Origin of the sequence: Streptomyces sp. NPDC001714 (assembly GCF_042892755.1) — a bacterium.
Lineage (GTDB): Bacteria > Actinomycetota > Actinomycetes > Streptomycetales > Streptomycetaceae > Streptomyces.
The window spans coordinates 210,674-233,523 of the sequence record NZ_JBIAUL010000014.1; the positions used below are offsets into that span (position 1 = coordinate 210,674).

A 22,850-nucleotide genomic window follows, 5' to 3' on the forward strand; every position below is an offset into this window, starting at 1 on the left:
TCACGGTGTTCGCCGCCAGGTGCTGTAGGCGGCCAACTGCCCTGAACACGCGGGTCATTCCGGATCGCCGCGGCTCGGGGCCGTCCAACGCGCTGATGGCAGGCCGGCCGAGCGCCATGCCGGCGCAGCATCCCGCGGCATGAACGGCGCGCGGTTCACCGGGACGCGTCGAGCAAGGGCGCCTGCACCACGAGGCGGTCGCGGGGCGGGCACGACCGTCAGCGGCCGTCCGCGAGGTCACCGCTCACGCTGCACCACTTGGCTTGACGGGGCCTCGTACCGAGGTTCCGCTTCAGGTAGTACCGCGGTACCACGGCGTCCACGTCATTGCTGTCCTGGGTACCAGGATTCGCGGGTCTCGGACTCCTAGCGTTTCTGGTGAGGAAGCCCGGCCAGGGCGAGTAGCCAAAATGCGAGGTAGTGACCATGATCGAGGCACGGCAACTGACGAAGCGGTACGGCGAGAAGACGGCGGTCGACGGTCTGGACTTCGTCGTCAGGCCCGGTACCGTCACCGGGTTCCTCGGCCCGAACGGGGCCGGCAAGTCCACCACCATGCGCATGATCGTCGGACTGGACGCACCGTCCGGCGGCAGCGTCACGGTCAACGGCAAACGCTATGCCCGCCACTCGGCGCCCTTGCAGGAGATCGGCGCGCTGTTGGAGGCCAGGTCGGTCCACCCGGGCCGGTCCGCGTTCGACCACCTGATGGTGCAGGCCCACACCCACGGTATTCCGCGCCGCCGGGTGGAGGAGGTCATCGAGCTGACCGGACTGCAGGCCGTCGCCAGGAAGCGGGCCGGTGCCTTCTCTCTCGGCATGGGCCAGCGGCTGGGCATCGCCGCGGCGCTGCTGGGCGATCCGGCCACCGTGATGCTCGACGAACCGGTCAACGGGCTCGACCCGGACGGCGTGCTGTGGATCCGCAACCTGCTCACCCAGCTTGCCGAAGACGGCCGTACCGTCTTCGTCTCCTCCCACCTCATGAGCGAGATGGCACTGGTCGCCGATCACCTGATCATCGTCGGACGCGGACGTCTGCTGGCCGACACCACCGTGCGGGAGCTGGTGCGCCAGTACGGCGGGGACGCGGTGACCGTGGCCTGCGAGCGGCCCGCCCGTCTGCGGGAGGTCCTCTCCGGGCCCGGTGTCGAGATCACCGGCGAGGTCGGCTCCGAGCAGCTGCACGTGGTCGGCCTGTCCGCGCGTGCCATCGGCCTCAGGGCCGCCGAGCACCACATCGCCCTGTTCGAGCTCAGCTCCCGGACCGTCTCCCTGGAGCAGGCGTTCATGGAACTGACCCACGACGCCGTCGAGTACCACGGTGCCTCCACCAACGACACCCCGGGGAGGGCGGCATGACCACGATGGCCGAGACCCACAGCCCGTCCACGCCGTCGCCCTCGCCCGAGGCCACACAGCAGACACGTCCGCGCTACCGGGTCACCGGGCTTCGGGTGCTGCGCTCGGAGTGGGCCAAACTGTGGACCCTGCGTTCCACCTGGATCACCCTGGCAGTGGGCCTGGCCTCCCTGATCGCGTTCGGTGTCATCGCCGCCTGGCAGTACCAGTCCGGCGGTAACTCCGACGGAGGCGGCCCGGACCTGAAGGACAGCACCGCGCTCAGCCTCTCCCTGTTCGGTGTCTTCCTCGCGCAGATGGCGTTCGGCATTCTGGGTGTGCTGGTCACCGCCGGCGAGTACTCCACCGGCATGATCCGCTCCACGCTCGCCGCCGTCCCGCGCCGGCTGCCGGTGCTGTGGTCGAAGTCGGCGGTGTTCGGCCTGGTCACCTTCGTCCTCGCCACCATCGGCGCCTTCGTCACTTTCCCGATCGCGAACCACATGGTGTCCGGCACCGCGGCGCACCTCTCACTGTCCGACTCCGGCGTGGTCCGCAGCCTGCTTGGCGCCGGCCTCTACCTCGGTCTGATCGCCGTGATCGGCACCGCGCTCGGCGCGCTGCTGCGCTCTGTCGCGGGCGGCATCTCCGCCCTGGTCGGCATACTGATGCTCGTGCCCGGTCTGACCTCGCTGCTGCCCAACTCGTGGGAGGACGACGTCAGCAGGTACCTGCCCAGCAACGCGGGCGAATCGCTGTACACACTGACACACGACGCGGCGAGCCTCTCGCCCGGCGCCGGGCTTCTGGTCCTGCTCGGCTGGACCGCGCTCGCACTGGCGGGCGCCGCGTACCGTCTGGTGCGCACCGATGCGTGACGCGGCCCTTCCGCCCGGGCGGTGCGGCACCGACCTGACCGGTCACCGCGCCGCCCGGCCTTTGTGAGCCACGATCGACAAGGGGACACCCATGAGCAGCGACGGCACGACCCTGCCGGGAACGGCCTTCCAGCCGTCACCGGCGGGAATCGAGGGCATGTGGGACCACCCACTGGTCAGACGGGCGTCCTGTGTCGGGCAGCGCTTGAGGCAGCTCGACCGGAGCCGTCCGTGGCTGCTGGACGCCGGTCTGGTCGTCGTCCTGGCTGCCGTGCTGTGCGTGCCCGACCTGATATCCCCGCAGCGCCCGGAGGAGTTCGACGTCGACTTCACCGACCTGCCCTGGCCCGGGACGATCGCGCTGCAGGCGGGCCTGCTGCTGCCCCTGCTGTGGCGGCGCAGAAAGCCGACCCCGACCTTCGCCGTGACCGCAGCCGTGTTCCTCGTCCAGTGCGCTCTGGGGGTCTGGCTACGCGCGGGCATGGCCGTGCTGATCGCCCTCTACCATCTTGCGCTGCGCGGGCGGCCGCGCCATCTGCCCGTGGCCTGCGTCGCGTTGGCGGTCGACCTGGGGCTGGTCGCCCTGCGGCTGCCGAGCGACGTATCGGTCGTGGACGGGCTGTTCTTCCTGGGCACCACCGTCGTCGCCGCGGTCGCGCTGGGTCTCGCCGTACGCGTGCGACGGGCCCAGCTCGCGGCGCTGCACGACCGCGCGGCCCGCCTGGAGATCGAACGCGACCAGCGCAGCCAACTGGCCGCCGCCGCCGAACGCACCCGCGTCGCCCGCGAGATGCACGACATCGTCGGCCACAACCTCTCCGTCATCATCACCCTCGCCGACGGCGGCTCACGGGCGGCCGACATCACCCCCGAACGCGGCAAACAGGCCCTGCTCATGATCGGGGACACCGGACGCCAGGCGCTGGGCGAACTGCGCCGCGTGCTCGGCGTCCTGCGCGACCACCACGCCGCCTCCGACCCCGCCCAGCTCAGCCCGCAGCCCCGCCTCGCGGACATCAACACGCTGTGCGCCCGTATCCGCGCCGCCGGTCCGCAGGTCGTCTACCGCACCGGCGGCGAGCTGGACGGTCTCGACCGTGGTGTCCAGCTGACCGTCTACCGCATCGTCCAGGAAGCACTCACCAACGCCCTCAAACACGCTGGTCGTGACACGCGGATCGACCTGACGGTGACCGCCCGGGACAGGGAACTGCGCATCGAGGTCCACAACACCGGGCCGCGTCCGGAAGCCGCGCGTGCGGAACCACCCCGCGACCAAGGACAAGGTCTCACCGGTATGAGAGAACGCGCCGCCCTGTACCACGGGGCCGTCACCGCCGGACCCGCTCCCGGCGGAGGCTGGGCGGTCCGGGCCGTCCTCGACCTCACCCCGATCACCGGTCTCCCCCGCCCTGCCCACGCGGGGGGTGCGCAGTGACCACCGTCCTCATCGTCGACGACCAGCCGCTGCAGCGCTTCGGCTTCCGCATGCTCCTGGAGAGCTCCCCCGGCACCGAGGTCGTCGGCGAGGCGGAACACGGCGGCGAGGCCGTCCGCATGGCCGCCGAACTCCGTCCCGACGTGATCCTCATGGACGTCCGGATGCCCGGCGTCGACGGCATCGAGGCCACCAGCCGCATCATCGCGTCCGGCGGCCGCTCCCGGATCCTTGTCCTGACCACCTTCGACCTGGACGAGTACGCCCACGCGGCCCTGCGTGCGGGCGCCAGCGGCTTCCTTCTCAAGGACGCCCAACCCGATGAACTCCTGGCCGGGATCCGCGCGGTGGCCGGGGGCGACGCCATCATCGCCCCGGCTCTCACCCGCCGACTGCTGGACACCTACGCCCACCACCTGCCCCAGACGTCCCCCAGTCGCCCGCCGGACGACGACCCCAGGGTCCGCTCGCTGACCGAACGCGAGCGCGAGATCTTCGTCGCCATCGCTCAGGGCTGGACCAACGGAGAGATCGCCGAACGTCTGGTGCTGTCGGAGTCCACCGTGAAGACGTACGTCGGCCGTGTCCTGGCCAAACTGAGAGCCCGCGACCGCGTCCAGGCCGTCATCCTCGCCTACGACCTGGGGCTCGCCCGTCCCCGCCCGCCCGAGCGGGGCACGGGGACCCTGTAACGCCCGCCACGCGCCCCGCCCGGTCGCCGGCCCAGCCCTCCCCGTCGAGCACGGCAGTGTCCGGATCGCACGGGGACCCGGACACGCGCACACTGCGCCGCTCCCCGGCCGCGGCACGCGGCGATCGGACGGCAGCCGAGCCCGGTGCGGACGTTCCACTCCCCGTAGTACCGCGGTACCACCGCGTCCGCGTCATTGCTCCCCTGGGTACCAAGTTTCGCGGTTCCCGAGCTCCTAGCGTTTCTGTTCACGAAGCCCCGCAGGGGCCCCGGACACGGTGGGTGACCATGATCGAAGCACAGCGACCACGGAGCGGTACCACGAGAAAACGGCGAACGACCGCCTGACACCCGTCGGCCAGATGCCGCCGACGTTCCGAATCACCTGGTACGGCGACACCGTCGTCGCCGAGATCACCCGCTGCCCCCGCCGCCTCCCGCATTGCGCAGGGAAGGCACCCCACCGGACAACGAGCCGGTCCCTTCCGAGTATCGGCACCTGCCGAACCGAACCACTCCTGAACGTGGAGCCCCATTGTCTACTCTCGCACGCTGGTGCTATCAACACCGGCTCGTCGTCGTGCTGCTCTGGCTCGGCCTGCTGGGCGGACTGGTCGTCGCGTCGCAGAGCGCCGGAAGCGCCTACAGCAACAGTTTCTCGCTGCCGAACACCGAGTCCACCCGTGCCCTCAACCTGCTGAAGTCGTCCTTCCCGGCACAGGCCGGTGACACCGACACGGTGGTGTGGCAGGTCGACTCCGGTTCCGTGCGCGACAGCGCCACGAAGGAGCGGATGACCGGCACCCTGGACAAGATCTCCAAGCTGCCCGAGGTGAGCGGCGTCACCAGCCCCTACAGCCCGCAGGGCGCGGCCCAGATCAGCAAGGACGGCCGCACCGCCTACGCCCAGGTGAACTTCGCCAAGGTCCAGCAGGAACTCGACAAGGCGGACATCCAGAAGGTGATCGACACCGCCGAGGCGGCCAGGACCGACGGCCTGAAGGTCGAACTGGGCGGTCAGGCGATCAAGAGCACGGAGCAGACGCCACCCGCCACCAGTGAACTCGTCGGCGTGGTGGCCGCCGCCGTGGTGCTTTTCCTCGCCTTCGGCTCGCTGTTCGCCATGCTCCTGCCGATCCTGACCGCGGTCGCCGGCGTCGGCACGGCCATCCTCACCACCGGCCTGCTCAGCCATGCGGTGACCATCGGTGAGATCGCCCCGACCCTGTCCGCCCTCATCGGTCTCGGCGTGGGGATCGACTACGCCCTGTTCATCGTCACCCGGCACCGCAAGGGTCTGCAGGCCGGGCTCGACGTCGAGGAGTCCCTGGCCAGGGCCGTGAACACCTCGGGCCGTGCCGTGCTGTTCGCCGGCGGAACCGTCTGCATCGCCCTGCTCGGCATGTTCGTGCTGCAGACCAAGTTCCTCAACGGCGTCGCCATCGCCGCGGCGCTGACGGTGGCGGTGACCGTGGTGGCCGCGGTGACCCTGCTTCCGGCACTGCTGGCGTTGTTCGGCAAGCGGGTCCTCGGCCGGCGGGCACGGCGCCGACTGGCGGCGGGCGAGCCCCTGCCCGAGAACGCCGTGTCCGGCCCGTGGGCCCGCTGGGCCGCCGTGCTGGAACGACGCCCCCGCGCGCTGTCCGCGATCGCGCTGGCCGTGATGCTCGTCCTGACCATTCCCGTGCTCTCCCTGCGCCTGGGCTCCTCCGACTCGGGCAACGATCCGGCGTCCAACACCACCCGCAAGGCCTACGACCTGCTGGCCGACGGTTTCGGCCCCGGCTTCAACGGACCGCTGCAACTGGTCGCCCAGGCCCCCACGGCTGCGGACAAGACCGCCCTGACGCAACTGTCCACCCAGCTGAAGGACGTCCACGGGGTCGCGAGCGTCGTCGCGGCGCCCATCAAGCCCGGCTCCACGGTGGGCATCGTCCAGGTCTTCCCCACCACCTCGCCCCAGGCCAAGGAGACCTCCGACCTGATCCATCACCTGCGTGACGACGTGGTCCCCGCAGCCGAGAAGGGCACCACACTCAAGGTCTACGTCGGTGGGTCGACCGCGATTTTCGACGACTTCGCGAGTGTGCTCTCCGGCAAACTGCCGCTGTTCATCGCGGTGATCGTGGTCCTCGGCGGGCTGCTGCTCCTGCTCGCCTTCCGCAGCCTGCTGATACCCCTCACCGCGGCGGTGATGAACCTGCTGGCTGCCGGAGCCTCCTTCGGCGTCCTGGTCGCGGTGTTCCAGTGGGGCTGGGGCTCCGACTCCCTGGGGCTGGGCAGGGCCGGCCCGGTGGAGGCCTTCCTTCCCGTGATGATGATCGCCATCCTGTTCGGTCTGTCCATGGACTACCAGGTGTTCCTGGTCAGCCGGATGCACGAGGAGTGGGTGCACACCAAGGACAACGCCCGTGCGGTGCGGGTCGGCCAGGTCGAGACCGCGCGGGTCATCACGGCCGCCGCTGCCATCATGGTCTGTGTCTTCATCGCCTTCGTCTTCGGCGGGCAGCGTACGATCGCCGAGTTCGGCATCGGCCTGGCCTCCGCGGTCGCCCTGGACGCGTTCATCCTGCGCACCATCCTGGTCCCCGCCGCGATGCACCTGTTCGGCAACGCCAACTGGTGGCTGCCCGCCTGGCTGGACCGCAGGCTGCCGCACCTCTCCGTCGACCCGCCGGACGAGCCCGTCCCGGCTCCCGCGCCGGACAGCCCGGCCCCCGAACCCGAGCCGTCCGCCAGTTCCTGAACACCTTCCTGCGGGGCGAGAAGGAACGCGCACCCGTAGTGGGGCGGCCCGGAGAGCAAGAGCCGGGACGCCCCACCAGGACTCACCCGCGCAACACCTGAGCACACGCCGACGGCGGTGTTCATCCGGAGGAAAGCAGACTCGCCGGGGCGCACGGGACCCGGATCAACGTGAGGCGGCTGCGGTCTCGGCGGCACGGGCGCGGTGCGCCCGGATCTCCTCGTGGTGGTCGGCGGCCCAGACGAACAGCTGCTTGACGATCTCGTGCAGGCTGCGGCTGAGGGGGGTGAGCGCGTACTCCACGCGCGGTGGCACCTCTGCGTAGGCGGTACGTGTCACCAGCCCGTCCTCCTGGAGCTGGCGCAGGGTGAGGCTGAGCATGCGCTGTGAGATGCCCGGAACATTTCGCTGCAGGTCGGTGTAGCGCAGGGGGCCGTCCTCCAGGCCGACGATGATCAGCAGGCTCCACTTGTCGCCGACGCGATCGAGTACCTGACGGATGAACTCCATGTGCTCGGCGGGGACGATGCAGGCCTCACGGCCTGCGACGGCGCCTGATCCGGCTCTGTCCGACCTGCAGCTATGCAGATTCTGCTGCTGTACCAGCCGTATGCCGCCAAAGAAGTGCCGGAGAAGCGAGAAAACGGACATATATCTCAACCAGGTAGTCGCCGATGAACACGCCCGTCACCGCGGGCAGACGGCACGGCTGCTGTCACCCATGCCGGCACGCAGCGGCACAGTGCCTGGCCTCGGCACCCTCACCAGGGAGTTTCCAAGCACCCTTCCGTGACACGGAAGCCGTATTGCGCCCCCGCGCGGCCCGTCCCGACGATGTCGCCACCACCCAACGACGGGAGCCGCAGCCATGCCGCACATCACCGCCTTCGCCAGGAACCAGTGGTACAGCTAGCGCATCTTTCTGACCTGCGCTTGTGTGGGGGCGATGAGGCTGTGACCTGCTAGGACGGGTTGCAGAGGCGAGCGGAGGCAGTCAGAGGAAACCGCTCTGATTCGACCCCGGTTCGACCCGGGTCGCTCGGAGGCAGTCAGAGGCATCAGCCTCCCAAACTGCCTTTTGTGCGACCGGCGTTGACCGGTACGGATCCAGGGTGGCGACTCTGACAGGCCTCTCGGTCGTCTCCGGTCGAGCCGCGATGGGGACGCCTGCCTCCGACCGGTGCCAGAGCGCACGAAAGCCCCCAGGACGGCAATCCTGGAGGCTTCGCTGGCACCGATTGGAGGTCGGTTCCGGACGCCACCACTGATTTAGAGGTCCGCGGTGGCATCCATGTCCTTGGGACGACCCCAGAATGCCACACCCCACAGCCCACCCGCACTACTCCCCGTCGGCTCCACGTCCGGATTTCTCCCCACCAGAGGCAGTCACAGGCAGCCACACCGCGCTGCAGGGACTCGCATCCCTCCCTAAGCCCGCCGCCGACCTGGTCCTGCTTGGCGACCTCACCGGCCGCTACGCCACCGGCAGTTACAGCCGACTCGCCCCCGACGGGCGGACCGTGACCCTCCGCGCATACCGCCAGGGCGCGGCGGAGCACGGTCACCGGATCACCGCGGCCCTCGCCTGCCATGTCGCCCGCGCCGGCGGCAGCCTCGACCAGTTGATACGGCTGCTGCTGCACCCCGAGCACGAGGGCGGACGGCACGCTCGCACCATTGCACTGCGCTCCGGGCAGTCACGCGCCCTGGACTACATCCGCCGGGTGTGGGCCAGCGCCTCGGCCACCGTCAGCATGACCTTGGCACTGGGCTCGCGGCACGACGCGTTCGAGGTTCTCGCCGCGCTGCGGGACCGGATCGAGACCACGCCCTGGCGCGGGGAGCGGGGCCGGACCGCGCTACGCGTACTGGGAGCACACCTGAACTTCGCAGAGACCGCGGGCGGCCCTCTGCACCATGCCAGCGAGCGCCAGACCGCCGAAGAGGCGGGGATCTCCCGGACGACCCTGCGGGTGGTCTACGAGACCGTCCTGAAGCCGTGCGGCTGGCTGCGCCGCTTGCGGGTGGGCCATGGCCGGGAAGGCTCGACCTGGTACCTCGACCAAGGCAGCGTCCCCAGCCACCGCGTCCCTGCTCTGCCGTCTCGTTTGTGGACCACTCAGTTCCCCCCCGACCCGGCGCTTGAGGAGTGGACCACCCCTGAGACGGCTACGGCGGCCGACATCGACTCCACCGTCCTCAGCCGTCTGATGGGCCACGACGCCTTCGCCCACCATGGCCTCGGCAGCGCCGCCCTCGTGATCCTCAGCGCCCTCCACGCACGGCCCGCGCAGACCATCGCTGATCTGATCGCCAGCTCCTCCGTCTCCCGCGCCACCACCTACCGCACCCTGCAACGCCTCGCCGACCACGGCCTCGTCCAGCACACCGGGGAGACCTGGGCCCTGACGCCTCGTGCCCTGCAGGGCTTCGGCATCCGAATCCCAGACGGCGACACCGGCCACACCGCCGCTCCGGCACAGGGCTGGGACAAGGTCGCCGAACGGCACGGCACCAGAGGCGTCGCCGCTCGACGCAAGGCGCTGCACGCAGGCGAACGGGACCTCTACCAGAAGGCGTTGGAGCGCCTCTCCGAGCACCGCAACCGGGCCGTGGTGATCGTCCGTAACGGCCGCCTGGTCCTGGTTCCCACGGTGCGGCCGGACGAGGTCCCGGCTGCCTGGCAAACCGCCGGCGGACGCGTCCTCGATCCGGCGACCGGCCGGGCGGCTGACGGCTGGCGGGTGGCCACGGACGGCCGGCTGATCCTCATCACCCCCGCCGGCCAGCGCACCTACGACGAACTGGCCGCAGCCCACACCCAAGCCCTCAACGAATGGGAGTCCACCACATGAACCCTCCTCCCCCACCGACCGAGCCCGCGGGCGAACCGCCCAGCGTCCAGGCACTGCGTGAGCAATACGAGGCCGGGGCCACGGTCCAGGAACTCGTGGACGCCAGTGGCCTGCCCTACGGCACGCTGCTGAACCGGCTGCACGATGCCGGAACGGTGATGCGAACGTCGTGGCAGACCCGCAGGCTCCGCGAGGACCCCCAAGCCCGCGCGCGCCTGGCGGCCCGCGTGCGGCAAGCCCCTGGACGGCGTGCGCCAGTACGTGGTCGAGTACCTCGGCGGTCAGGACGATGTCCTGACCGCGGATGTCACCGGCTTTCGAACGCAGGGCGTACGTCTGCCGAGGTGCCGCTCACGCCTCGTCGCTATTGGGGTTTACTCGCCGCCAGATCGTTGAGAACAGCGTTTGACCGTCGACCAGCACAGATCGGCCGTGTCGAAGTCTTGCGCTGTGGGGCTCGCTTCTCCGCGAGAGAGTGGACCAGGTTGCGGTAATTCCGCAGCAACTCCGGGGCCATCTTCGCGTCCTGGTCGAGTGTCAGCGCCATGGAGGCGATGAGCCAGGCGCTGCCCATCACACCCATCACCTCGGCGGCGCCCACACCGAAGACCGGTACGGCGATCCCGACCACCGAGTAGACCCGGCAGATCCGGTGCAGCAGCTGGACCGAGCTCTTGGCCGACTGCTGCTCGGGCCCGTCGGCCAGTGCCTGGCGCGCGTAACGCGGGAACAGGCTCGCCACCTGCGCTCTGAGGCGCCCGGCCGCTCCTGACGGACCATGGCGTCCACACGAACCGCGTATCACGAGGAGCTCGCCGCGCCTGAGTGATCAGGTTCTTGGCTGAGGACCGGCTTCAAGGTTGCGTGGCCCCCGTGACGGCATCGAGCTCCCGCAGTTGCTTCTGGAGGGACTCGCGGATGGTCGTCAACGCCTCTACCCCCACAGCGAGTCGTAGGGGCGGATTTGCCGCATCCGCAGCAAACAGGATGGCCTCCACGACATCCTGCGGGTCCCCAACGGCATCCGGTCCGAGCTGGCCAATCTTCGCCAACTGAGTGCCGACGGAGGGAGCGTAGACCTCGCTGGGCGTCTCTACTACGGCGTTGGCGATGAACCCCGTACCGTAGGTGCCGGGCTGGATGGCTGTAGACGTGACGCCTGTCGGAGCGAGCTCCAGGGACAGAGCCTCGGAAATAAGTTCAAGGGCACCCTTGCTCGCGGAGTAGAGTCCCGATCCGGGCCAGGCGTACGCACCCAGCTCCGAGGAAAGGTTGATGATGCGACCTCGGCGGGATCGCAAGGAGGGCAGGACAGCGCGGATGATGGCCAGCGGGCCGAAGACGTGCGTCTCGAATACCGCGCGAGCGGTGTCCTCAGAAATCTGCTCGACGGCGCCGAAGACACCGTAGCCGGCATTGTTGACCAGCACGTCGACGCCTCCAGCGGTCTCGACCGCGGTAACAATTGCTGCGATGCCTTCGGGGGTCGTCACGTCGGCGGTCACGGTGCTGATCCGGGAGTTTTGTTCAGCCAGCTCGTTGAGAGCGTCGCTCCGACGACCGGTGGCAATGACATGGTCGCCGCGATGAGCCACGGTCTCGGCGAGCTGACGACCGAATCCGGATGACGCACCGGTAATCAGCCAGGTCTTTGCGCTCATGGGTTCAACTCCTGCAGCGTGTATTTGATCGGGCAGTTCGGAGGGCGACGTCTTGGTCGATTTGCTGGTTCGCTGTTTAAACGGCGGTCACGCAAGCGGACAACGAGGTCAGGACGGGCACCGGCTGCCTGCTTGTCCGGCTTCGTCAAACACCTGCAGCGGGTGCAGAGCATGATCCGGGCCGCCGAAATGCGGACGGGTTGCAGTGGCTGCGCGGCGACCGCGGGGTCCGCGCACCGCCGCCGGGCAAGCGCACTGCCATCGCGACGACTTGGCCAGTGCGGATGCTGGTCCGATCAAAGATGGCTGCTTGCACCATGCGGGCACGGACTGGAGGCCACGACGCTTCGGGTGCCGCGGTCCCAGCCTGTACCGGACCTACGCCTCGGTCGTGGTCTCCGACGCCCCCCGCGGCTTGGTGCCGTGCTGATGGTGGACGCCACTGTGACTTTCGGTCTCGGGAGGACCACCCATCATACGGAGCATGGTCCGTCCACCGGTGTGCCAGAAGCGCGCGAGGAGCACGGCGGCGAGGAGGAGGAAGGCGATGTTGAGCCAGGTGGTGTAGTTCCAGCTGATGCCTTCCGAGGGTAGCTTCGCGTCGTCCTGACGGGGGATCAGACCGAGGCCCCCGAAGACGAGTTCCACGACATAACCGGCGATGACCATCGCGAAGTAGAAGGTGGCGAAGATAAATGCGGCCGTCCTGGCGCCGTAGTACTTACGGTAGATGTTGATGATCGGCAGGATCAGCAGGTCGGCGAAGATGAACGCCACGACGCCGCCGAAGCTGATGCCTCCCTTCCACAGCACCACTGCCAATGGCACATTGCCGATGGAGCACACGAACGAGGCGACTGCCACGAGGGGCCCGATCACGGGCCCCCACAGTTTGGCCTCCAGGGGGTGCCCGTCGAAGAAGAATGTGCGCCAGAAGGAGTCCGGCACCCAGGCGGCGATGGCCCCGGCGATGAGCAGGCCGACGACCACGTCACGCAGGATCGCCGCCCACTCCATGGCGAAGACGTGGCTGGTGGAGGTGAATCCCTCACGGGAGAACAACCGGCCGGCGAAGGAGCCTTCGCGCTGGATGGACATGTCCATCGCAGCATGTCCCTCCATGGATCCGGCGAGTCCTCTTTCGGCCTGTTCGCGCGCCTGACGCAGGAGACGGTCGCGGAGGAACAGCCGGAAGAGGACGGCCAGAACGATGATCATGACGGGTCCGCCGATGAACTCCGCGGCGGTGAACTGCCAGCCCATCAGCAGCGCGAGGATCACGCCGAGTTCGACGACGAGGTTGGTGGATGCGATCTCGAAGGCCATGGCGGCGGTGAAGTTCGCGCCCTTGCGGAACAGCGAGCGGGCCAGTGCCACTGCGGCGTACGAACAGGACGAGGACGCCGCGCCCAGGGCCGCGGCGAGGGCGAGAGTCCGGGGCTGGTCGTCGCCGAGCAGGGAGACGACGGTGCCCTTGCGTACCACGGCCTGGACGACAGCGGACAGCGCGAACCCCAGGATCAGGGCCCAGGCGATGTCCCAGGTCATTGAGCCTGCGATCGACAGCGCATGCAGTAGCGCGTGCATCCGTGAACCGTCCCTCCCGTTACTGCGGGCACGTCATTGCGGAGGTCAGGAGCGGATGAACTCCAGCAGATCCGCGTTGATCGTTGGTGCCTCGGTGGTCGGCATGCCGTGCGGGAAGCCCGGATAAACCTTGAGAATCCCGTTGGGCAGCAACTTGGACGACAGGTGCGCCGAGTCATCGATGGGCACGATCTGGTCGTCGTCGCCGTGCATGACGAGGACGGGCACCGTGATCTTCGTGAGGTCGTCGGTGAAGTCCGTCTGGGAGAAGGCCACGATGCCGTCGTAGTGGGCCTTGGCGCTGCCCATCATGCCCTGGCGCCACCAGTTGTCGACGATCGCCTCGTCGGGCTCGCGGCCCGGACGGTTGAACCCGTAGAACGGGCCGGCCGCCAGCGCGCGGTAGAAGACTGAGCGGTTCGCCGCGAGCTGCGCTTGCAGGTCGTCGAAGACCGACTTGGGCAACCCGCCGGGGTTGGCGTCGGTCTGGACCATCAGCGGAGGAACTGCTCCGACCAGCGCGGCCTTGGCAGCCCGGTCCTGGCCGTGTCGGGCGAGGTAGTGAGCCACCTCACCACCGCCGGTGGAGTGGCCGACGAACACGGCGTCGCGCAGGTCGAGATGGTCGACCACCGCGGCCAGATCGTCTGCGTAGTGGTCCATGTCGTGACCGCTGTCGGTCTGGGTGGAGCGGCCGTGGCCGCGGCGGTCGGCGGCGACCACCCGAAAGCCCTCGTTGAGGAAGAACAGCAGTTGGGGGTCCCAGTCGTCCGACGAGAGCGGCCAGCCGTGGCAGAACACGATGGGCCGGCCGGAGCCCCAGTCCTTGTAGTGGATGTCGAGGCCGTCGGAGGTGGTGATGGAGGGCATGCTCGCTTCTCCCTGTCCGTTCGCAGCGATGACAACATGACAGACGCCGTCGATCTGATCGGTCTTTGAGTGCGCTCGCGCGGTTCGCCACGTTGCCGTTCACCGTGACAAGCACTTTCGAACACCTTGTCAGTCCCGTACGGCGCGGCGGGAGCTGGCGCCCTCTGCTGTGCACGGCACGCACAGCAGGGTTCACTTCTCGCACAGTGCGCTGCGCGGGCCGACACCTAGCATGTGATCTGCATGAGACACCACAGCGACCGTCGGCCTCGAATACCCGGCCGGGCACACGGTGTTGTGCCGTCACCCGGATGTGCCGACCTCGCAGCCGCCCACGCAAGGCGCGCGGAGTAGGCGAGACGGCAGCCCATAGGTCGATGAACCGCCGCAGATCGACATTCCCTGCTGGTGCGCGCTGCGCTCTGGCCTCACCAAGGAGTGATGACCCTCATGACTGTTGCGGGTATGAAGGGCTTTCGCCTGGCGACGCAAGATCTGCTTCTCGTGGCCGGCACTCTCGACGACGTCGGCTGGAACCAGCCCAGCGGTGCCGCGGGCTGGCGAGTCAAGGACGTGTTCTCGCACGCTGGACAGCTCATCTCGCTGCTGGTGTCTGCCGTGCAGGGGACGTTGCGGTATCCGGATCCGCCGCTCGGGATCGAGCGGCTCAACGAGGTGCTGGTCGGAGCCGCCAGGGAGCAGACGCCCGCTGCGACCGTCGACTTCCTTCGAGTCCAGTCGGAGCTTGCCTTCCCCGTGTTCGACAGTCTCCAGGACGAGCCGCTGGCATCGTCCACCGCGCAGTTGCTCGACCTCGGCGTATATGAGCTGCACGCCATTGCGGACATGTTCTGTTTCGATTTCGCGACCCATCTGCGCTTCGACCTGCTCGGTCCCCGCGGGCCGCTGGACGCCGATGTGCCGCCCATGGATGAGGACCGGATGGAGCCCTCCGTCCACTGGCTGCTGGGCGGCATTCCGAAGATGCAGCCCGACCTGCACCGCTCGCTCCTCGCGCCGTTGGCACTGGTTCTGACAGGCCCGGCGTCGACCCATGTCGTCCTTCACCGCGTCGGGGACACGATCCTCGTCGAGGACCCCGCCACCGCACCGGCCCCGGCGGCTCAGGTGACGTCGTCCACGCTCGATTTCCTCGCCTGGTCGACCACCCGTATCCCCTGGCGTGAGGGGACCGAGGTGATCGGCGATACCTCCGCCGCCGCCGCTTTCCTCGACAAGCTGAACCTGATCTGACGCCCTGGCTCTGCCTTTGAGGTGTCGCCCACGACGGCCCGTTGGTCCACTGACGGTCCGTTCAGCGCTTTTGCCATTCGCTGGGGGACATGCCGTATGCGGCTCGGAAAGCCCGGCTGAAACTGGACAGATCGGAGAAACCGTGACGTCGTGCAACAGCACCGATGGCTATGGCGTCGTCGTCAGCGAGGGCCTGCCTGCACGCTTCGAGGCGGCGGGTGCGGATCCAGCCGGCGAGACTGATGCCGCTTCCGGCAAGCACCTTGTACAGGTAGCGCACCGAGATGTGGTGCGCGGCTGCGATCTGCTCAGCAGACAGGCTGGGGTCGTGGAGGTGCCGGCGGGCGTATTCAAGGATGCGCATCTGCAAGGTGGCGGCCATCGGGTCGGCGGCCAACTCGTCGGCCCGCAGATGGATCGCGATCACGGCGCGGATGAGTTCGATGCTCGGCTGACCGACGAGGTCGGCGTTCACCGCAGTAGTCAGGGCGGGATCGGCGGCCAGTCGGCGCAAATAGTCGTGGGTCAGTGAGACCACCGGGTGCCCCGGACCCAGCTTGACCGCGCACGCCGCGCGGATCATGTCGTGCGGCATCGCCAGCGCCGAATGCGGCACACGGAAGAAGTTGCCGGTCATGCCGCTGTCGTTCAGCAGTGTGTAGGGGGATGTGGAGTCGTACATGACCAGTTCGCCGGGCCCGAGCACCGCTTCCCGGTCGTGTTGGACAACCATGCTCGACCCGGAGAGCTGCACGTTGATGAAAATGCTCGGTTCCATCGAGTCACGGGCCAGGGCGGCGGTGCGTTCCACCCGCAGGGCGGTGGTCCGTCCCGAGCAGATGGTCAGGTCGCCCAGGTCCGTGACGACGCCATGCGCGGCCACCGACCGGCGATGCCCGGGCCAGTGCAGTTCGATCGGCACCATCGTCGCGCCGAGCGCCTCGTGGACGAACTCGGCACGATCACGCTCTTCGACGTCATCGGTGTTCAGAATGAAAGGCATTGCGTCGACCTTTCGACCGCCACGCTGGAAACGTACCCGTACTGACCAGGCGCGGCACCGAACTCGCGCCTCTTCGCCGGTCGTTGTGACTGACTGCGGCACCCAGGCCCCGCCATCTCGACACACGATTCTCGGGGGCAGGTCTGGCCGCTCAGGATCCTGGGACGAGCAGGCATCGCGGATGTGCACCGCCCGAGACGGCGTCATCGCGGACCGGCCCGGACCTGCCAGGAGTCATCGGCCAGTGGCCAAGACCGTGTCCGGTCCGCGCTGCACGGCGAACGATTCGATGTAGGCCAGGGCCCCGTACAGCGCGTCACGCAGGGGGGTCGACTCGCCGGCCGCCTGGTCCAGCAGTGCTCCGCCTTGGAAGGCGGCGGTGAGCAGGTGGGCGAGCGCGGCCGGGTCGGCCTCCGGCCGCAGTTCGCCGCGCTCGCGCATCTTCCCCAGGCCGCGCTCGAACAGCTCCTGCCATCGCTCGAAGCCGTCGGCGACGGCGGCGCGGTGGGCGGGCTCGCTCTTGACGACCTCGGCAGCCAGGGAGCCGAAGATGCAGCCGCCGTGCACCATGTCCTGCGAGGCGACGTACCTGTCGGCCCACCGGCGCAGGGCGGCGAAACTGTCCAGCTCGCCCAGCTCGGGTGCCTGGTGGCGGGCGACGATGCTGTCGGCCTGCCAGGCGAGCACCGCGCCCACCAGCGACTCCTTGGTGGGGAAGTGGCGCGTCAGCTGCGAGCCGCTGACCCCTGCGGCCGCGCGGATCTGCTCGTTGTTGGTGTTCTGCGCGCCGTGTTCGTAGATCAGCTCGGCGGCCGCCTTGACGATGCGTTCGCGTGTGGCCAGGCCCTTGGCGGTCAGCTTCCGGGCCGGCGCTTGGCTGGTGGTGGTCATGCTCACCATCATACCGCAAAAAAGGGCTTGACAACCCATTTTGAGAGGTGTTCTCTGGAGGCAAGCCAAAAAGGGCCTGCAAGCCCACTTTTTCTGGGAGGTGGACGGGATGTCCACACAGGCGGCACCGCAGACCGTCGCGACGACACGGCGCCTCGACCCGGCGTCGGCCGCTGTGGCCGTAACCGAGTCGGGTCACCCGCGCCGCTGGAGCATCATGGCGGTGCTGGGTGCCGTCGCCTTCATGGCGCAGCTCGACTTCTTCGTCGTCAACGTCGCCCTCGACGGGATCGGCCGGTCGTTCCCGGGCACCGGCGTCGCGAGCGTGTCGTGGGTGCTGTCGGCCTACGCGATCGTCTTCGCCGCCGTGCTCGTGCCCGCAGGCCGCATCGCGGACCAGTGGGGGCGCAAGAAGACGCTGCTGTCCGGAGTGGCGCTGTTCACCCTCACCTCCGCCGTCGCGGCCGCCGCACCGAGTCTTGGCGTACTGGTCGCCGCCCGGGCTCTGCAGGCCGTCGGCGCGGCGATGATCGTGCCGACCTCGCTCGGCCTGCTCTACCCGAGCTTCCCCAAGCGGCAGCACACTCTGGTGGTCGGCCTGTGGGCGGGCGTGGGCGCGATCGCGGCCTCGGCGGGCCCGCCCGTCGGTGGTCTGCTCGTCACCCTCGACTGGCGGTGGATCTTCCTGATCAACGTGCCCGTCGGCATAGCCACCCTCCTCGCCGGCGCACTGCTGCTGCCCGAGGTGCGTCAGCCCAAGGGCGCAGCCCTGCCGGACGCGGTCTCCGCCCTCGCGCTGCTGCTGGCGGTGAGCCTGCTGGTGCTGGCCACCGTCCAGGGACCCGGGTGGGGCTGGACGGACATCCGCACCGTGTCCCTGTTCGCCGCCGCCGTCCTCGCCGGGGCCGCGACCGTCGAACGGACCCTGCGCGCCGAGGCGCCGGTGATCGAGAAGCAGCTGTTCGCCGGTCGGCTGTTCACCGCCGCCACCGTGGCCCTGTTCCTGTTCTCCGCCGGCTTCGCCATCGTCCTGCTCAGCACCGCCCTGTTCATGCAGGAGGTCTGGCACTTCAGCCCGCTGCGCGCGGGCGTCTCCATCGCCCCGGCCCCCCTCGCCTCGATCGCCTTCGCCATGAACGCCGGTCCCTTGCAGAGCCGCTTCGGACGCACCGCCCCCGCCGTGACCGGCACGCTGGCCATGGCGCTCGCCGCCGGGTACTGGCTGGCGGCCGTGCACACCGCCCCGGACTACTGGGGCGGCATGTTCCCGGGCCTGATCCTGGTCGGCCTGGCCGGCGGTCTGGCCCAGGCACCGCTGTTCGCCGCGGCCGGCACCCTCGCCCCCGAACGCGCCACCACCGGCAGCGCCGTACTCAACATGAGCCGGCAGATCGGCAGCGCCGTGGGCGTGGCCCTGCTCGTCGCCCTCACTCCCCAGGCCACGACCACCGGCTTCGACCACGCCTGGTGGGTCCAGGCCGGCGCCGGAACCGCCGCGGCCACCGCGCTGCTCGCCCTCCGGCCCCGCCACACCCCCTGACCACAGGTGCGCAACCAGCGCCCTCTGCCGGGCGGGCATCGCACCACCTCATCCATCTTCTGCGGCACCCGTGCGCAGGACTGACGCTGGAGCTCCCACCAGCGCACTCTCAAGAAACGGAGATCACCCTCATGGAACGCAACCTCCTCGTGATCGGGGCCACCGGCAAGACCGGCCGCCACACCACCGAACTCCTCCTCCAGCGCGGACACCGCGTCCGCGCCCTCGTCCGGGGCCTGGATGGGCGTGCCGAGCGGCTCGCCGCCCTCGGGGCGGATGTCGTGGAGGGCGACGTCCTCGACCTGGACTCCCTGGCCACGGCGATGAAGGGGGTCGACGCCCTGTACTTCACCTATCCGATCCGTCCCGGCCTGATGGACGCCACCGCGAACGTGGCCCAGGCCGCGGAGGAGAACGGGGTCCAGGCGATCGTGAACATGTCGCAGGTCTCCGCCCGCCGCCACACCGCCAGCAACGCGGCCCGCCAGCACTGGGTCGCCGAACGCGTCCTGGACCACGCCCCGGTCCCGGTCACCCACCTCCACCCGACCTTCTTCGCCCAGTGGCTGATCGACACCTGGGCCGACGGAACCGGCGAACTGCGCCTGCCGTTCGCCGACGGACGCCACGCCCCCATCGCCGAAAGCGACCAGGCGAAAGTGATCGCGGCCATCCTGGAGGACCCCGCCCCGCACGCCGGCCAGATCTACCCGCTCTACGGAGCCGAGGAGCTCGACCACCACGAGATCGCCGAGAGGATGTCACGGGCGCTGGGCCGGAAGGTCACCTACGTGCCGATCGAACTCGACGAGTTCGCCGCCATCCTGCGCGGGCGCGGCGCGCCCGACCACCTCGTCCAGCACCTGCTCGCCGTGGCCGTCGACTACCGCAACGGCGTCTTCGCCGGCACCAACGACCTCGTCAAGACCATCGGCGGCAGCGACCCCCTCGACGTCGAGGGCTTCATCGCGCAGAACCGCGCGGCCTTCACCCTGCCCACCACCATCTGAACACCGGAGAAGACAATGAGTGTTTGGTTCGTCACCGGCTCGTCCCGGGGCTTCGGCCTGGAGATCACCCGTGCCGCCCTCGCGGCCGGCCACCAGGTGGTCGCCACCGCCAGGAAGCCCGACACCGTCCGCGAGCAGTTCCCCGACGCCGGCGACACGCTGCTTGCCGTGGCGCTGGACGTGACCGACCCGCAGAGCATCCAGACGGCCGTCGACACGGCGGTCGAGCGGTTCGGCCGGATCGACGTCCTGGTCAACAACGCCGGCACCGGACTGCTCGCCGCCGTCGAGGAGTCCGACGACGCCGCGGTCCGCGCGGTGTTCGAGACCAACGTGTTCGGCCCGCTCGCCGTCCAACGCGCCGTACTGCCGGTACTGCGGCGTCAGCGTTCCGGCCACGTCATCAACATCAGCTCCATCGTCGGCTTCGCCACCGCGCCGGGCTGGGGCATCTACGCCTCCACGAAGTTCGCCGTCGAAGGCTTCACCGAGACCCTCCACACCGAAGTGGCCCCCCTTGGCATCCACGTCACCCTCGTGGAACCGGGCTTCTTCCGCACCGACTTCCTCGATCCCGCCAACCTGCACGCCGGCCCCGCCACCATCGACGACTACGCACCCACCGTCGGCGCCATGCGCACAGCCGCCGCGAACCTGCACCACACCCAGCCCGGCGACCCGGCCAAGGCCGCCCGCGCGATCGTCGAGATGGCCGCCGCCCCCGAACCGCCCCTGCGCCTCCCCCTCGGAGCCGACACCCTGCAAGCCTTCGACGCCAAACTGGACGCCTTCCGCAAGGACATGGACGCCTGGCGGCATGTCGCCCTCTCCACCGATCACGACTAGGACGACACCGCCGGATCCGCCTTCTCCAGCACCACGGTGCGATGCCCTGCAGAAGCTTCGATCGCGCCTGGACCACCCATGACCTGAAGGACGTCACCGTGACCGCACCACAGCCGTCCGCTGTAGCACGCCATTACCGGCAAGGCGACCTGCGTCGGAAGATCGACGAAGCGCTCGACCGCCTCTACCCGGGCCACGCCACGCTCACCACCGACGACCTTCATGGCGTGGACGAGTTCCACACCGGCGGTCATGCGGCGACGCGAGAGCTTACTGAACACCTGGAGCTGAAAGCGGGCCTGCGTGTCCTTGACGTCGGAAGCGGCCTGGGCGGTCCGGCCCGCCACCTGGCCCAGCACGCGGGCGCCGACGTCACCGGCGTAGACCTCACCGAGGAGTACGTCGACGTCGCGCGCTGGCTCACCGACCGTGTGGGCCTCACGAGCCGGGCACGCTTTGAGCAGGGTGACGTGACCGCGCTGCCCTTTGCCCGGGCGAGCTTCGACCGGGCCTGGATGCTGCACGTGGGCATGAACATCGAGGACAAAGCCCGCCTGTTCACCGAGATCAGCCGCGTCCTGACTGATGAGGGCCTCTTCATCGTGTACGACGTCATGCTCCTCGGCGATCCCGCCCTCGTCCGCTACCCACTGCCATGGGCCTCGGAGCCCGAACACGGCTTCCTGGCCCGCCCCGAGGAATACCGGTCACTGCTGCGCAGGGCCGGCTTCGACATCGTCGCCGAGCACGATCACCGCTCACAAGCCGTCCAGTCGCTTCGCGACGCGGTCGATGCCCTCCACCGGACCAGCACGCCGCACAACCCGGCGGGCGGAGACACCCCTCCGGCCCCGATCAGCGTGGCCATGGGCACCGACGCACCGACCAAGATCGCAAAAGTGCTTCAGAACATCCAGGAAGGTTTCCTTGCTCCAACCGAGATGATTTGCCGTCTCCGCTGATCTCACGAAGACCACGCCCGGATCGGTGCCTACCGCACCATCGTCGGTTCGTCCTTGAGCCGTCGCCAGCTCAAAGCAGGAGGGGCTGTGCGCGGCCGGTCACTCGCCGACACGGTGGGCATGAAACAGTCCGTCTGCTCCCACCCGGCTGCGACTGCTGTGCAACCTCGGCCTGGCCACCGGCGAGCGTCGGGAGCTCCATCATCTACAGCCTGTACGACAACCACCTCGCCGAGCTCCTCGAACATGCCCTTGACCACGTGGAGCACCTGCGACTCAGCTTGCACAACAACCCCGCCGACACTGACATGGTGGCTGCCGCGACCGCGAAAGAACTGGGCCGGCTCTTCCGTCTCTTCTCCGCCAACGCCGGCCCCGACCTCTCGTCAACAAGTGGATGCAACACCGGCTCATTTCATCGATAGTAAATGGTCGTTGAGGGCTTCGGCGGGCGTCTTCCAACCGAGGCTCTTCCGGGGTCGGCTGTTGAGGGTGGCAGCGACCGCTCGATATCCTCTGCCGCCCATCGAGAAAGATCAGTTCACAGCAGAGCAGTCCAGGAAGCCCGAGGCCGCATCCGATGATGGATACGCCGTTACGGCTCGATGAGCGCCGCCGTACGGATTCGGAGGCCGGCGCGGATGCACCGGCGTCTCGCGGCAGTCAGTACTCCACGGCCAGCGATCGGGCGACGCCAGGGGGCTGAGGCTACCGGGCTGTAAGGCTTTCCAAGTGCTCGATGGCTGCCGGGTGGTCGGCATGAGCAGCCCGGTCGAGGAGTTGCCGTGACTCCCGCAATTCGTCTCCGTCGTCCCCGCCGACGCGGGGTTGCTCCCGCGGACGGCTTTACGGGAATTGCGGGCCCTTCTTTTCCTGAGCCAGGATGCCCTCCACGAGGGCCTTCAGGTTCGCCACGGGAGCGGTCTCCGTGTCTGCGGTCACCACCCCGCTCGGTGCCTCGTCCGTGCTGTTGACGACTCGGCGAAAGAGGGTGCCCTCGGGGACCTCCTCGAAGGTGTACGAGATGGAGCCGGGCAGATCCACGAGCCGATCGTGACTCGCTTGCCATGCTCGTGCTCCGCCACCCTCCAGGCGAGTTCCACCGTGCCGTCCGCGGTCCGGATGAACTCGGTGAACTCGTCGCCAGGGAGGAAGGGACGGTCGATGGTCCCGGTGACGGACCTGGTCAGCACATGCCACTTGGGCCAGAATCGGACCTGGGGGACGATATCGACCACCTGCTGGACGGGGCCGTTGATGGTCGTTTCCAACGGGAT

Annotated in this window: 19 protein-coding genes and 1 pseudogene; 11 read left to right on the forward strand and 9 right to left on the reverse strand. The window is 68.8% G+C overall.

Going from position 1 to position 22,850, the window contains the following annotated elements; translation table 11 throughout:
• Window positions 1–426: 426 nt before the first annotated feature.
• From ACFY0P_RS32970 to ACFY0P_RS32990, 5 genes are all read left to right on the forward strand, one after another.
• Window positions 427–1,362, forward strand: coding sequence for an ABC transporter ATP-binding protein (locus ACFY0P_RS32970; RefSeq protein ID WP_388921330.1), 936 nt, complete (start codon window positions 427–429; stop codon window positions 1,360–1,362).
• Window positions 1,363–1,367: 5 nt separating this feature from the next.
• The gene (locus ACFY0P_RS32975) at window positions 1,368–2,219 is read left to right on the forward strand and encodes an ABC transporter permease (RefSeq protein WP_388921667.1); all 852 of its coding nucleotides are present in this window, start codon (window positions 1,368–1,370) and stop codon (window positions 2,217–2,219) included.
• A gap of 157 nt (window positions 2,220–2,376) precedes the next feature.
• Window positions 2,377–3,657, forward strand: coding sequence for a sensor histidine kinase (locus ACFY0P_RS32980; protein WP_388921670.1), 1,281 nt, complete (start codon window positions 2,377–2,379; stop codon window positions 3,655–3,657).
• Window positions 3,654–4,349, forward strand: coding sequence for a response regulator (locus ACFY0P_RS32985; RefSeq protein ID WP_388921333.1), 696 nt, complete (start codon window positions 3,654–3,656; stop codon window positions 4,347–4,349). The genes ACFY0P_RS32980 and ACFY0P_RS32985 overlap by 4 nt, the downstream gene beginning before the upstream one ends.
• 534 nt (window positions 4,350–4,883) lie before the next feature.
• Window positions 4,884–7,094 carry an MMPL family transporter gene (locus ACFY0P_RS32990; RefSeq protein ID WP_388921336.1) on the forward strand — a complete coding sequence of 737 codons (2,211 nt, stop codon included), beginning with the start codon at window positions 4,884–4,886 and terminating at the stop codon, window positions 7,092–7,094.
• A 165-nt stretch (window positions 7,095–7,259) separates the two neighbouring features.
• Here ACFY0P_RS32990 and ACFY0P_RS32995 read toward each other — a convergent pair whose 3' ends face one another.
• Complete coding sequence (locus ACFY0P_RS32995; protein WP_388921339.1) at window positions 7,260–7,604, reverse strand: winged helix-turn-helix transcriptional regulator; 345 nt, start codon at window positions 7,602–7,604, stop codon at window positions 7,260–7,262.
• A gap of 803 nt (window positions 7,605–8,407) precedes the next feature.
• On the opposite strand from ACFY0P_RS32995, the gene ACFY0P_RS33000 reads away from it, so the two are divergent.
• Window positions 8,408–9,949: a helix-turn-helix domain-containing protein gene (locus tag ACFY0P_RS33000; RefSeq protein ID WP_388921342.1), complete on the forward strand. Its 1,542-nt coding sequence runs from the start codon at window positions 8,408–8,410 to the stop codon at window positions 9,947–9,949.
• A gap of 364 nt (window positions 9,950–10,313) precedes the next feature.
• Here ACFY0P_RS33000 and ACFY0P_RS33005 read toward each other — a convergent pair whose 3' ends face one another.
• The 4 genes from ACFY0P_RS33005 to ACFY0P_RS33020 all read right to left on the reverse strand — a co-directional run bounded on the left by ACFY0P_RS33005 (window position 10,314) and on the right by ACFY0P_RS33020 (window position 14,067).
• On the reverse strand, window positions 10,314–10,691 hold the full coding sequence (locus ACFY0P_RS33005; RefSeq protein ID WP_388921345.1) for a hypothetical protein: 378 nt from the start codon (window positions 10,689–10,691) through the stop codon (window positions 10,314–10,316).
• Window positions 10,692–10,803: 112 nt separating this feature from the next.
• Window positions 10,804–11,610 (reverse strand): SDR family oxidoreductase, encoded by an 807-nt coding sequence (locus tag ACFY0P_RS33010; protein WP_388921348.1) that lies wholly within the window; start codon window positions 11,608–11,610, stop codon window positions 10,804–10,806.
• A 378-nt stretch (window positions 11,611–11,988) separates the two neighbouring features.
• Window positions 11,989–13,197 carry a permease gene (locus ACFY0P_RS33015; protein ID WP_388921350.1) on the reverse strand — a complete coding sequence of 403 codons (1,209 nt, stop codon included), beginning with the start codon at window positions 13,195–13,197 and terminating at the stop codon, window positions 11,989–11,991.
• Between the two features lie 45 nt (window positions 13,198–13,242).
• Window positions 13,243–14,067, reverse strand: a complete 825-nt coding sequence (locus tag ACFY0P_RS33020) for an alpha/beta fold hydrolase (protein ID WP_266692960.1) — start codon at window positions 14,065–14,067, stop codon at window positions 13,243–13,245.
• A gap of 441 nt (window positions 14,068–14,508) precedes the next feature.
• On the opposite strand from ACFY0P_RS33020, the gene ACFY0P_RS33025 reads away from it, so the two are divergent.
• Window positions 14,509–15,321 (forward strand): maleylpyruvate isomerase N-terminal domain-containing protein, encoded by an 813-nt coding sequence (locus tag ACFY0P_RS33025; RefSeq protein WP_388921355.1) that lies wholly within the window; start codon window positions 14,509–14,511, stop codon window positions 15,319–15,321.
• Between the two features lie 61 nt (window positions 15,322–15,382).
• On the opposite strand, the gene ACFY0P_RS33030 is transcribed toward ACFY0P_RS33025, so the two are convergent.
• Both ACFY0P_RS33030 and ACFY0P_RS33035 read right to left on the reverse strand, forming a co-directional pair.
• Entirely contained in the window at window positions 15,383–16,324 is a 942-nt protein-coding gene (locus ACFY0P_RS33030; protein ID WP_388921358.1) for a helix-turn-helix domain-containing protein, read from the reverse strand.
• A gap of 234 nt (window positions 16,325–16,558) precedes the next feature.
• Entirely contained in the window at window positions 16,559–17,215 is a 657-nt protein-coding gene (locus ACFY0P_RS33035) for a TetR/AcrR family transcriptional regulator (RefSeq protein WP_388921361.1), read from the reverse strand.
• A 109-nt stretch (window positions 17,216–17,324) separates the two neighbouring features.
• Between ACFY0P_RS33035 and ACFY0P_RS33040 the strand changes: the two genes are divergently transcribed.
• The 4 genes from ACFY0P_RS33040 to ACFY0P_RS33055 all read left to right on the forward strand — a co-directional run bounded on the left by ACFY0P_RS33040 (window position 17,325) and on the right by ACFY0P_RS33055 (window position 21,573).
• The gene (locus ACFY0P_RS33040) at window positions 17,325–18,755 is read left to right on the forward strand and encodes an MFS transporter (RefSeq protein WP_388921364.1); all 1,431 of its coding nucleotides are present in this window, start codon (window positions 17,325–17,327) and stop codon (window positions 18,753–18,755) included.
• Window positions 18,756–18,886: 131 nt separating this feature from the next.
• Window positions 18,887–19,765 (forward strand): NmrA family NAD(P)-binding protein, encoded by an 879-nt coding sequence (locus ACFY0P_RS33045; RefSeq protein ID WP_388921367.1) that lies wholly within the window; start codon window positions 18,887–18,889, stop codon window positions 19,763–19,765.
• A 15-nt stretch (window positions 19,766–19,780) separates the two neighbouring features.
• Entirely contained in the window at window positions 19,781–20,611 is an 831-nt protein-coding gene (locus ACFY0P_RS33050; protein ID WP_388921370.1) for an oxidoreductase, read from the forward strand.
• A gap of 98 nt (window positions 20,612–20,709) precedes the next feature.
• The gene (locus ACFY0P_RS33055; protein ID WP_388921372.1) at window positions 20,710–21,573 is read left to right on the forward strand and encodes a class I SAM-dependent methyltransferase; all 864 of its coding nucleotides are present in this window, start codon (window positions 20,710–20,712) and stop codon (window positions 21,571–21,573) included.
• Window positions 21,574–21,983: 410 nt separating this feature from the next.
• Here the strand turns inward: ACFY0P_RS33055 and ACFY0P_RS33060 are convergent.
• Window positions 21,984–22,114 (reverse strand): annotated as a pseudogene (locus tag ACFY0P_RS33060) (IS30 family transposase); the annotation flags it as partial.
• Window positions 22,115–22,419: 305 nt separating this feature from the next.
• Window positions 22,420–22,617, reverse strand: coding sequence for a hypothetical protein (locus ACFY0P_RS33065; RefSeq protein WP_388921375.1), 198 nt, complete (start codon window positions 22,615–22,617; stop codon window positions 22,420–22,422).
• Between the last annotated feature and the right edge of the window lie 233 nt (window positions 22,618–22,850).